Origin of the sequence: Trinickia sp., from assembly GCF_036503415.1 — a bacterium.
GTDB lineage: Bacteria > Pseudomonadota > Gammaproteobacteria > Burkholderiales > Burkholderiaceae > Trinickia.
In genome coordinates, this window is the sequence record NZ_DASXWY010000075.1 from 18,836 (window position 1) to 30,440 (window position 11,605).

Below are 11,605 nucleotides of genomic sequence, written 5' to 3' on the forward strand. Positions count from 1 at the left end.
ACCTAGCCCCGCTCGACCGCTACGCGGTCACGCCTTCGATCTGGAAGATCGTGTCGATCTGCGCCGACAGGCGTCGGTCGACGAAGGCTTGCTGAAAAAGCGCGCTGCCGACAGTGAAGCCCCAGGTGTTCGCGTGAATCATCGCTTTCACACGCGTTTCGCGGTCGATGCTGCCTGCGGCAATCACGGGCACGGCGACCGCGTCGACAACACGTCTTGTCAGCTCGGCCGGATCGTCATTGCCGGCAAACCGGTACGCAAGCAAGTCAAGACCATGCACACCGGGCATCGATGCGATGCGGCGCGCGTCCTCGACAATTTCGTTCATCGTCCCTTCGAGCACGGTCGGATGACCAACAGTGCGGCCGGCGAACGGAAAATACCGGATTGCCGAGCCACGCAGTAGCGGCAGCGCGTCTTCAACGTGGCGGCCGCCAAGCAGGTAGTCGACTCCGATCTCGAGCGACGCGTCGATCGATTCCAGCTCTGCTTCGCGGCTCGTTGCGACGACTTCCAGCATGACTTTGCGGCCATCGGCGCGGATGCGCCGGGCGAGCTCCTTCAAGTCTCTTATGGGCAAGCCGACATCCTTGAAGCCGACATAGCGGACGGGGCTGTCACGCAGGCTGTCGTAGGTTGCAATCGCGTCGCTGACGGTCGCGTCGTTTTCGGTCAACATCAGGATGAAGTGGGACACATCAAGCTCCGGTAGACAATGGGTGCTTCGCCCGCGATTGGACGAACTGGTGAGCGGTCTGGAGGGCAATCTGTAGGCTGGCTGGATCGGCAATGCCCTGCCCTGCAATGTCGAAGGCCGTGCCGTGGTCGGGGCTCGTACGCACGAAAGGCAGGCCAACGGTGATGTTCACGCCGTCCTCCACGCCGGCGAGCTTGACCGGTATGAGGCCCTGGTCGTGATACTGCGCTACCACGATGTCGAACCGGCCGCGGCGGGCGTTCATGAATACAGTGTCGCCGGGCCACGGGCCGCTGGCGTCGATGCCTTCGTTCCGCGCAAGTTCGATCGCGGGCGCGATGATGTCGATATCCTCACGCCCGAAAAGGCCTCCTTCACCCGCGTGCGGGTTGAGGCCGGCGACCGCCACGCGGGGACGCTCGATGCCAAGCTCACGCATTGCGCGATCGGCGAGCCGGATGATGCGCAGTTCGGTTTCCACGGACAGCTTCGCGACAGCATCGAGCATGGAGCAGTGAACCGTCACGAGGATCGTACGCAGCGTCGGGTTGACGAGCATCATCGCGTAGTCACGCGTGCCCGAGAGGTCCGCGAGCATTTCAGTGTGACCTGGATAAGGCACGTTTGCGGCGGCGAGCGCTTCCTTGTGGATCGGCGCCGTGCAGATGCCGGCGATTTCGCCCCGAACTGCGAGATCGATAGCTGTACGGATCGCGCCGAATGCGGCCTGACCGGCAGCGGCATTCACTGCGCCAACGGGCAAATCGGGCGGTAGTGCGTTCGCGCCAGGCACCTGCAGGACATCAAGCGCGCCAGGCTGCGGTTCGATTTCGGCGACCGAGGTGACCTCTCTTATCGCCAGATCCAGGCGGAGTGCCGTGGCTTGGCGCCGTAACACACCCGTATCGCCGATCACGAACGACGGGTGCTCGGCGATGAACGCGGCGTTGGCAAATGTCTTGACGATGATCTCCGGCCCGATGCCTGCGGCGTCCCCCATCGTGACGGCTATTGGTTTCTGCTTCATGGTTTTGCTCCGGTCAGTGTGTGGATGCAAGTCACCAAGGCGTCGTCGTCTCCGAAACCACCGGCTTTCGTGATCAAGGGAAATCGACCCCTCGCGGTTCGAACTTCGGCTAATGGCACGCCCGGCATGATTTCGCGGCACACGCGCAACGACACTACCGGCAGCGCGTCGATGATCCGCCGCGCGGTTTCCCCGCCGGTCACAACGAGCCCGTCGCAGGCGCCGCTGCTAATGGCATTCACGGCGTGCGTCACGACATCGCGCAACACCGCTTGCGGCACGCTGCTGATCGGCGAACGCGCTTCCTCGGTGGCCAGTACGTCTATTGCGCATTGCGCTCGAGCGACCGCGAGTTGCCGCCGCGATCGCGGATTGAGGCTGCCCACGACAAGCCACGGCCGACCGGCAGACAGCGCAGGCGCGACTGCGTAATCGGGGCAGCCCGCGCGTACGTCCGGCGCACCACCAGCGCGCGAGAGCACGCGTGCGAGACCGCGCAGCAGCCCTGTCGATCCCGCCAGCAGCAGATCGGGCTGCCTCGCAAATGTCGTCACGATTGCATCGAGGTCCGCTTCGGTGCGCGCATCGACCACCACGGCGTCGTCCACCTCCAGCAGCGCGCGGGCGTGCGCCGCGTCGCGCGCGACCTTCATCTCGATTTGATGCGCGCGAAACAATGCCGGGATCCTGGATTCCCGTACCGGCAGTACGGGATCGTGTCGGAATGCCGTTTCGTGCACGGGCACGCCGTCTACTCGTACGGCGCCCTCCTCGACCGTACGCCCGGCGGACGGAAACGCCGGCGCGACGAGCAGCTTGCGCCGGCCAGAGGCGGCAAGTGCCGTCAAGCAATCGCGCGCGACTCGGCCACGCAATGTCGAATCGAACTGGAGGACAAGTACGTCCGCGTCGTGCCACGCGCGCGCGGCCGTTGCGACAGCGTCGTGGTCGAGCGCCGGGGGGTATTCGCGGGAATCCGTGTCGAAGCTGACGACCGCCGCCGTCGCGGTGCTGTCGGGACGGACGAGCACGGCTGTCTCCCAGCCACGCTCCGCGAAGCAGGCCGTGCCGTCTAGCGCACTTGTGAAGTCGTCGGTGATGATGCGGATGCGCATGGCGATTCCGTGATATTGTTGGTTCGCCAATTTTGTCGATTTACGCGGGATTCTCAAGAACCAAAGTCGAATCAGTTTGGATCATTTATGGTTGCGGACCGTTCATCCAGGCAGGCGCTGCCGGCCCTGATCGCCCTCGAACTGAAGCGGGACTCGGGCGTGCCGATTTTCAGGCAGATTGCACGGCAACTGCGCGAAAAGATCGTCAGCCACGCGCTGCCGGCCCGCGCGCGGTTGCCGCCCAGCCGCGAACTTTCTGCCCAACTGGGGGTGGCGCGCAACTGTGTCGTCGATGCCTATGATGAGTTGATCGCCGAAGGCATTCTTGATGGGCGCGGGCGTCATGGCACATTTGTCGTCGCAAATGTACCCGCAGTCCGCAGGGCCGCGATGGGGGCGAGTTGGACGCCATCGCTGCTGCGTCGTATCGCCGCCGATGCACAAGCTGCGCCTGAACGAGCGGCGAGTACGCGCCTCGACTGGCGTCCCGGACAGTCGAGCGCCCGCACCCTGCCGCTTGATGTATGGCGCAATGCCTGCCGTGAAGCGGGACGGAAGTTGCCGCCCGAAGGCTATGGCGATCCCGGCGGGGAGCCGGGGCTCAGGCGCGCGATCGGTAAATGGCTATTCGAACACCGATCGGTCAACGTCGACCCCGAGCAGATCGTCATTACGCACGGCACCGGCCACGCGCTTCAGCTGGTCGCACAGGCGCTGCTGCGTCGCGGGGACTTGTGTGCAACAGAAGACCCGGGCTACGCCGGCGCAACATCGGCGTTCCTGCGATCGGGCGCATCGTTGCGCTTCGTGCCCGTGGACGCGGAAGGCATAGTCGTCGACCGGATTGTCGAAGATGACGCAGTCCCTGCCCTTGTTCATCTCACCCCGGCCCATCAGTACCCGATGGGGGGACGTCTGTCGGGGCCAAGGCGCCGGGCGCTGGTCGAACTCGCGCGCAAGCGCGGGATGCTGATGATCGAGAACGAATACGACTGCGAGTTCCACTACGCGGGAACGAATCATCCGCCGATTTTCAGCCATGCGCCGGAAAGCACGCTGCTGGTCAATACTTTCGCGAAGGCGGTCAGCCCTTCCCTTCGGCTCGGGTTCATCGTCGCGCCGCCGTGCGCAGCCGCCGCGCTGGTTGCGCGCGTCGAGCGCGAGCGCACGCATGTATCGTGGCCCGTGCAGAAGATCGTCGAAACGTTGCTCCTATCGGGCGAGCTGGATCGGCATTTGCGCAGGGTGCGGCGGCATTATGGGGCGATGCGCGATGCCATACGCGAACGGTTGACCCCATACGCCGACGTGGTCACCCTAGGGGGCGACGAGGGAGGCCTGCATGTGATCGTGTCAGGAGAGAACGACGCGTTCGACCGTGATTTGCGAGCCGCCCTGCGATCGAAGGGCGTCGTGTTCGACGACGTTCGCGATTTCACGAAGCTCGAACCCAATGCGCGCGGTTTTCTGCTCGGATATGGGCATATGGACTGGGAAGCGCTGACAGCATCGCTGAATCTGCTCGAGATCTGTATCAAGCAAATCGGACGTCGCGGTCATTTGCGAAAGAGTGCCAGGCGCTATACCGCACCGAAATAATGCTGCGCCAAAGCAACCCAATATCGGACGCCGGCAGGAATGATGTCGTCGTTGAAGTCGTACTTCGGGTGATGTAGCGATCGGGCGGCCGCGCCCGGCGTAGCGTTACCGATCAGCACATAAGCGCCCGGCCGTTCTTCGAGCATGAAGCCGAAGTCTTCCGATGTCATGTTCGAAGGAATGTGATTGTCGAGGCGCTCGCTGCCGAACGTCTCGCGAATAACCGTTTCACAGAGCGCAGTTTCGGCCGGCGTGTTGATCGTTGCCGGGTAGTATTGGAAAAACGTCACCTCGACTTGGGCGCCATAGGCCGAGGCCAGTCCTTGGCACATCAGCTCGATGTCGCGCTGTAGCCTTTGTTGCAGAGTCGACGACAGCGTGCGAATCGTGCCGCGCAACTCGGCGCTGTCCGGAATGACGTTGTCTGTATCGCCTGCGTGGAACATGCAGACCGAAATCACAGCGGGATCGACAGGATCCTTGTGCCGCGCCGCGATGGTCTGACATTGGAGCACCATCGAACAGGCGAGCGGTATCGGATCGAGACCCAGGTGCGGTTGAGCCGCATGCGCCCCTTTGCCTGTTACCGTGATTCTGAAGCGGGACCCAGCGGCCATGATCGGGCCGGTGCGCAACCCGAAACGCCCGGCCGGCAAACCCGGCCAGTTGTGCATGCCGAATACCGCTTCCGTCGGACATCGCTCGAACAAGCCGTCATCGATCATCTTCCGTGCGCCCGCGCCCCCTTCCTCTCCAGGCTGAAACACGAAATGAACCGTGCCGGGCAACTGCGGCAATTGCTTCAGGACACGGGCGGCGCCCAGCAGCATGACGGTATGCCCGTCGTGTCCGCAGGCATGCATGACTCCGTTCGCACACGAGGCGTGCGCGAAGTCATTGGCCTCCTGGATCGGCAACGCATCGAGGTCCGCGCGCAGCACGATGCCACGATGCGGGTCGGCGCCGGGCAGGCTCCCGACCACGCCGGTCCCGCCCAGCCCGCGCAACACGGCATAGCCGAGCGATTCGAGCTCACGCGCGACGACGTCTGCCGTCCTGCGTTCCTCGAATCGCAGTTCGGGATGGGCATGCAGGTCGCGGCGCAACTTCGCCCAATGCGCATGATGCGCGTCCAACGAAGTCTCGACCGTTGCGGAGGTATTCAATTTCGGCACCTTTGGAAAGCGAAATAGAGTCGACGCCGGCGTGTTATCGCGTCGGGTATCGCAGCCGTTTCAATCGTAGAACCCGAGGATCGACTTCACTTCCATGTACTCTTCCATGCCTTCCATCCCGTACTCTCGACCATTGCCGGACTGCTTGTACCCGCCGAATGGCGCTTGCGGGTCCCACGCCGGATAGTTCAGATGCACCTGGCCCGAACGAATGCGCGCTGCGACCGCTTGCAACAGTGCCTTGTCTGCGCCTTGAACATGTGCGCCGAGCCCGTAAACCGTGTCGTTCGCGACCGAGATCGCTTCTTCGACCGAGTCGTAGGGAAGGATGGCAAGGACCGGGCCGAAGATCTCCTCCTGCGCAATCCTCATCTTTGTACCCACTTCGGAAAAGATCGTTGGCTGTGCGTAGAACCCCCTGCTCAGGCCGGCCGGCCTCCCTGGTCCACCGACGAGCAACAGAGCGCGTTCGTCGATGCCGGCTTCGATCATCTCCTGCACCCTGCCGAACTGCGCACGATTGGCCAACGGACCGTGTGTCGTCGCGTCGGCGAACGGATCGCCAACGATCATCTGTTCCGTTGCCGCGACAGCCAACGCTTCGACCTGTCGCAACATGCCACGCGGCACGATCATCCGCGTCGGCGCGCTGCACGACTGACCCATGTTCCGAAACGCGGCAGCAACGCCCAGCGAGACAGCACGCGGCAGATCCGCATCGGGCAGCACGACGTTCGGCGACTTGCCGCCGAGCTCCTGCGCCACACGTTTGACCGTCGGCGCAGCTGCCTGCGCAACCAGGATGCCCGCACGCGTCGAGCCGGTGATCGACACCATATCGACTTGCGGGTGTGACGCCAGTAACGTACCGACCTCCGGGCCGGTGCCACTCACGAGGTTAAAAACGCCCGCGGGAACACCAGCGTCCGCGATGACTTCAGCAAATAGCAAAGCGCTCAGCGGCGAGAATTCACTAGGTTTAAGTACCACTGTGCAGCCGGCTGCGAGTGCCGGCCCGACCTTCGCCGTAATCTGATAGATCGGCCAGTTCCAGGGCGTGATCAGCGCGCAGACGCCGATCGGCTCGCGTACGACCGCGGTCGTCCCCCTTTGCTTCCTGAACGGATAGCTGGCCAGATTGTCGCGCGCGACGCGAATATGTTCGGCTGCAAGCGGCACATGTGCGGCGCGCGCATAGCTGATGGGCGCGCCCATTTCCGTCGACAACGCAGCGGCGAACAGTTCGGCGCGCTCCAGCATCAGCGCATGAACCCGGTCGAGCAGCGCAGCACGTTCTTGCGGCGAACTTGCCGACCAAGCCGCGAAAGCCTTACGCGCGGCGAGCACTGCCCGCTCGGCGTCGCGCGCGTTGCCAAGTGCGATCTCGCACACTGCGTCCTCGGTGGACGGCGAGATAACGGCGATTCGATCGCTACGATCGGAGGCAGTCCACTCGCCGTCGATGTACAACCGGTCGAGCCGTCCTGCTTGCATCAGATGACGAACAGGTGAAGTCATTGCAGCGTGTCCTTGATTCGATACCATGCCCCAACGAACGGCAAAAACCACGGCTTGCCAAAGTGGCCGGGGATGGCAGGCCAGTCGAAGTCTTTCCACGGATTCAGATCGACGCGTCCGTCCATGATCTCCGCCATCAGCGTGCCCATCAACGTGGCCATGTGCGTGCCATGGCCACTATAGCCCATCGAGTAATAGATACCGTCACGCTGGCCCGCGCGCGGCAGGCGGTTGGCGGTCATGTCGACCATGCCGCCCCAGCAATAGTCGATGCGCGCGTTCGCCAATTCGGGGAACACCGTGGCCATCTGCTGTCGCAAGATCAGCCCGCTCTTTTCGTCGGAGCGCGGGTTCGATGTCGCGAAACGTGCGCGTCCGCCAAAGAGCATCCGGTTATCGGGCGTTACACGAAAGAAATTGACGAAGTTCTTGGTGTCGGTCGCCATCCGGCGCGTGGGCAGCAACCGGTCGATCAGGTCCACCGGCAAAGGCTCGGTGACGATGATGAACGCCCCGACCGGCACGATTCTTCGCCGAATCCACGCGAACGGTCCCACCTGCGAGATGCCGCTCGCCAGGAGCACCTGCGGTGCGCGGATCGATGCGCGCGGCGTCCGCACGATGTAGCCCCGAGGTTCCCGCTGCAACCCCAGTACTGGCGCCCGCTCAAGAACATGGGCGCCACGCGCTTGCGCAGCTCTCGCGAGACCACGAACATAACGACCGACGTGCATCCCGGCGCTCTTCTCGAAGATCAACCCGCCGTGATAACGGTCGGAGCCAATCTCGTCACGAAGCTGCGCCTTTGTCACAAGGCGCGTATCAGGGTCCACGCTCGCGGCAAGCAACGCCTGACTTCTCGCAAGCTTATCGAAGTGCTCCGGCTTCGCCGCGAGCTTCAGCTTTCCTCTGCGAACAAAATCGCAATCGATCGACTCTTCGCTGACCAGCCTCTCGACCATGTCGACACCCGAGTCGAACGCGAGATAGAGCCGGTTGGCCAATTCCGTACCGATCCGCTGCGAGAGTGAAGCGTAATCCTGCGCGAAGCCGTTGTTGCACATGCCGCCGTTGCGGCCCGACGCGGCCTGTCCCACGGTACCTGCTTCGCAGACGATGACGCGCGCGCCTTTTTTGGCGAGCGCCACGGCCGCCGCCGAGCCGGTGATGCCGCCGCCCACCACGACCACGTCGCAACTTCCGCCGTCCATGTCAGGCGAGTTGCTGACGAATGGCTCGGACGTATCGAGCCAGTAAGAACCGAAATGCATGACAAACTCCAAAGCGGCCGGGCGCGTGCTCATACCCGACACTATGCGTGCAAGCGGCAGATAAGCCGGTCCGTACTGAACGTCTAAAGCATGGCTTGACTGACCAATGCGTACAAGCGGCAAGCGCGATCGGGTGCGCCAACATGTTCGCGGGCAGGCGCATTGAGAACCATCTTCGAGCAGATGTCCACGCGCTGCAGTCCCTGTTCGCTCAGCCAATCGCTCAAACCTGTTTCCGAGGGCACGTCGATACGGACGAATTCGCCCTCTCGTCCGGTCAGCCAGTAGCCGATCAAGGCTTTTGCGCGCGCGTCGTCATGCGAACGAATCGCTACCACAGGGCCGATCACGTGCCCCCGGCCAAAGCGCCGCAACACCGAGAATCCGACGATCTCGCCATCGCGTTCGAGTACGACGCTTTCCCCGCGCTCGAGCACTGCGGACAACAGCGCATGGCGCTCGAGGCCCGAGGCGCGCGAAGCCAGTTCAACGAGGCAGGGAAAGTCGGCAGGGATCCCAGTGCGCAGTCGCTCACCGTCGAGCAACGCAACGGGGAGAGGTTTACCGACATTCCCTTGATGTTGCTCCAACGATCCACATACGCTGAAGCCGAGCTTTTCGTAGAGCGGCCGACCGGCCAGCGTCGCGTGCAGGAATGTGATACGTGGCCCTAACTCTTCGAGGACGATCTCCATCAGCTTGCGGCCGATACCGCGGCCCTGGTGCGCCGACGACACGATGACGTGACCGAGCGAGGCACGGTCGGCGCCGAACTTCCAGCACATCGCAGTACCAATGACGACACCTCGCTCTTCGGCCACGAACGCTATCGCCGTGTTGGCGGAAAACTGCCAGTCTTCCGGCCTATATGGCCAGCCCAGTGCCATCGAGAGCGCGTGAGCCGCGGGTACGTCGCCCGGAGCGAACTTGCGATACCGAAGATCCGCGGCCGAGGCCGAGCTGTTCGCGAAGGAATCGTGTTTCACTAATCTCCCCTACTGAATGTTTCCGTTTCGCCGGAAGCGCAACTACTCGCGGCGACACTGCAGCAACCATCGAGTGACGCTGTTGGCAAGCCGGTGCCACGTACTATAGAAAAAATTATTTTTATCGTGTTTAATCTCCAATGAATCCATCGTTAACGGGCCCTTAATGCTTCAACTTGAAGACATGCAGCTGCTGCGCGCGCTCGGCGTATCCCACTCACTTGCCGCAGCAGCGAGGTTGTTAGACCTGACGCCGCCCGCGGTCACGGTACGTCTTCAGCGCATCGAGGAGCGGATGGGGGTGAGTCTTGCCACGCGCGCAGCCAGAGGTTTCTCGCTCACTGACGAAGGACAGCGCCTTGTTCAGGAAGCCATCGAGATCCTGGAGCGGATCGAGTCTATTCCGTCACGCGTCTCCGGAGCGTCCGCTGGTGTAAGTGGTCATTTGCGCGTCGTGGCTCCATTCGGATTCGGCAGGGAATATGTCGCGCCGCTCGTCCGCGGCCTGCATCGCTCACACCCCAATCTGGCGATTTCGCTAATTTTGGTCGAAAGTCCGCTCGCGTCTGCGTCGGGCGCCGACGCGGTCGTTTCGATCGGCCACATCAAAGGCTCTTCCTGGGTGGGACATTTCCTGGCGCCAAACGACCGCATTCTTTGCGCAGGCCCCGCCCTTGCGCGTTCGCTGTCAAAGCTCAAGCATCCCTCCGAACTTACCCGGCACCCTTACCTGACCTTGCGAGAAAACGATGAAGACGTGACGCGTCTGCGTTTTGCTCAGCACGATGCTGCAGGCAAACGCATCGGCAAGGGCGTGACGGTCCGCTTGAGCAGCGCGTTGTCTTCGAACGATGGCACCGTCGTCAGGGACTGGGCCGTCGACGGCCTCGGCGTTGTCGCGCGATCCGAATGGGATTGCGCGCGGCTGATCGCGGAGGGGAAACTGAAGCGCATTTTGCCGGCATGGCACCTCGAACCTGCACCGGTCATGGCCCTGACGCCCACGCGCCAAGGCCTGACCATTCGTCAGCGTGTGTTCCTGGAAGCCGCGAAGCGAGCCTTCAACCCCGTGCCCTGGCGCGGTTGAATCAATCAGGCGCCGCCTGGCGCCACGGATGCATTGCTCCGCGTCCCTGTGCCATCTAAAAGTCGGCGACCTTGCCCCATGCAGACGAGGCGAATCGGCTCGGTCGATACGGTGTGGGGTCCACGATGGGCTCCGCACCGGTGGCGAGATCGGCGATCAGGTGACCTGCGCCAGGGCTTATCCCGAAGCCGTGCCCGGAAAACCCCGCTGCCAGGATCAATCCCGGTACGCCCGGTACTTCGCCAATTCCCGGAACACCGTCCGGCGTGCTGTCGACGAAGCCGGCCCATGCATGGGTAATCTTCGCGTCGCGTAGTTCGGGCAACAGTTCGATGGCGCGGCGATGCGTTTCGGCGACCGTCGCGCGATCGGGCTTCGGATCGAGGATGCGCATTCGTTCCATAGGCGTCGGCGCATCGAGCCGCCAGCGTTTCAGCGTTTCGTGGCCGCCTCGAACGCCCTCGAGTCCCCCGGGCAGAAGGCTGCGCCAGCGCGCGGCGAACATCGGCAGGAATTGCGGCGCGAAACGCAGAAATTGGCCCGTCACATCGACGCGCGCTCGCCCGCTGATGGCCAGCGCGTAGCGTCCGTCGTTTCGGCGAGTAATCGAAACGCCGGAGGTGAACAGCGCATCGGGCAAACGATGTTCCACAGGGGAGACGCTGAGGATCGATTGGCGAATCGATGCTTGCGGAAAACGGATGCCGAGCTGTCTGCAGAACGACGACGCCCAGGCGCCACCCGCAAGCACCACAGTCCGGGTCTTGATGACGCCGGCTTCGGTGACGACGCCGCTGACGCGCCCACCCTCCAGTTCGACGCCACGGGCCGCGCACGCCTGGATGACACTGCCGCCTAACTTAATGAGCGCAGCTGCCACGGCCGGCGCGGCCTTGCCGGGGTCGGCCGTGCCGTCGGTGGGCGAAAAGACGCCGCCTTTCCAGGTCCGCCCGGTCAGTCGCCCACGCTCGGTAGCCTGCCGGCTGTCCAGCATGTAAGTTGTCACGCCCGCGGTCTTCGCAAAGTCGCCCCAACTGGCCCAACGGGACAATTCGGCGTCGTCATTGCTGAGGTACAGCAGCCCACACCGATGAAAGCCCGTGTCTTCGCCCGTTTCGATCGCAAATCGT

Annotated in this window: 10 protein-coding genes; 2 read left to right on the forward strand and 8 right to left on the reverse strand. The window is 63.2% G+C overall.

What is annotated here, in order from left to right; all coding sequences use genetic code 11:
• Positions 1 to 19: 19 nt before the first annotated feature.
• Genes VGL01_RS10515 through VGL01_RS10525 form a run of 3 tightly spaced genes read right to left on the reverse strand, consistent with a single transcriptional unit; the run spans position 20 to position 2,839 of the window.
• A complete protein-coding gene (locus tag VGL01_RS10515; protein ID WP_331568989.1) occupies positions 20 to 697 on the reverse strand; it encodes a 4-hydroxythreonine-4-phosphate dehydrogenase in 678 nt (225 codons plus the stop codon).
• A 1-nt stretch (position 698) separates the two neighbouring features.
• Positions 699 to 1,724 carry a 4-hydroxythreonine-4-phosphate dehydrogenase PdxA gene (pdxA, locus tag VGL01_RS10520; RefSeq protein ID WP_331568991.1) on the reverse strand — a complete coding sequence of 342 codons (1,026 nt, stop codon included), beginning with the start codon at positions 1,722 to 1,724 and terminating at the stop codon, positions 699 to 701.
• Complete coding sequence (locus VGL01_RS10525) at positions 1,721 to 2,839, reverse strand: four-carbon acid sugar kinase family protein (RefSeq protein ID WP_331568992.1); 1,119 nt, start codon at positions 2,837 to 2,839, stop codon at positions 1,721 to 1,723. Before VGL01_RS10525 ends, pdxA begins: the two co-directional genes overlap by 4 nt.
• A gap of 87 nt (positions 2,840 to 2,926) precedes the next feature.
• Here VGL01_RS10525 and VGL01_RS10530 point away from each other — a divergent pair, with 87 nt between their 5' ends.
• Positions 2,927 to 4,438, forward strand: coding sequence for a PLP-dependent aminotransferase family protein (locus VGL01_RS10530; RefSeq protein ID WP_331568994.1), 1,512 nt, complete (start codon positions 2,927 to 2,929; stop codon positions 4,436 to 4,438).
• On the opposite strand, the gene VGL01_RS10535 is transcribed toward VGL01_RS10530, so the two are convergent.
• The 4 genes from VGL01_RS10535 to VGL01_RS10550 all read right to left on the reverse strand — a co-directional run bounded on the left by VGL01_RS10535 (position 4,420) and on the right by VGL01_RS10550 (position 9,289).
• The gene (locus VGL01_RS10535) at positions 4,420 to 5,604 is read right to left on the reverse strand and encodes a M20 aminoacylase family protein (protein WP_414720219.1); all 1,185 of its coding nucleotides are present in this window, start codon (positions 5,602 to 5,604) and stop codon (positions 4,420 to 4,422) included. The genes VGL01_RS10530 and VGL01_RS10535 overlap by 19 nt on opposite strands.
• 69 nt (positions 5,605 to 5,673) lie before the next feature.
• Positions 5,674 to 7,131, reverse strand: a complete 1,458-nt coding sequence (locus VGL01_RS10540) for an aldehyde dehydrogenase family protein (RefSeq protein WP_331568998.1) — start codon at positions 7,129 to 7,131, stop codon at positions 5,674 to 5,676.
• A complete protein-coding gene (locus VGL01_RS10545) occupies positions 7,128 to 8,402 on the reverse strand; it encodes an FAD-binding oxidoreductase (RefSeq protein ID WP_331569000.1) in 1,275 nt (424 codons plus the stop codon). Before VGL01_RS10545 ends, VGL01_RS10540 begins: the two co-directional genes overlap by 4 nt.
• Before the next feature lie 83 nt (positions 8,403 to 8,485).
• Entirely contained in the window at positions 8,486 to 9,289 is an 804-nt protein-coding gene (locus VGL01_RS10550; protein WP_414720221.1) for a GNAT family N-acetyltransferase, read from the reverse strand.
• Between the two features lie 265 nt (positions 9,290 to 9,554).
• Between VGL01_RS10550 and VGL01_RS10555 the strand changes: the two genes are divergently transcribed.
• Complete coding sequence (locus VGL01_RS10555; RefSeq protein ID WP_331569004.1) at positions 9,555 to 10,475, forward strand: LysR substrate-binding domain-containing protein; 921 nt, start codon at positions 9,555 to 9,557, stop codon at positions 10,473 to 10,475.
• Between the two features lie 55 nt (positions 10,476 to 10,530).
• Here VGL01_RS10555 and VGL01_RS10560 read toward each other — a convergent pair.
• On the reverse strand, positions 10,531 to 11,605 hold a 1,075-nt coding region (locus VGL01_RS10560; RefSeq protein WP_331569006.1), incomplete at its 5' end, for an FAD-binding oxidoreductase.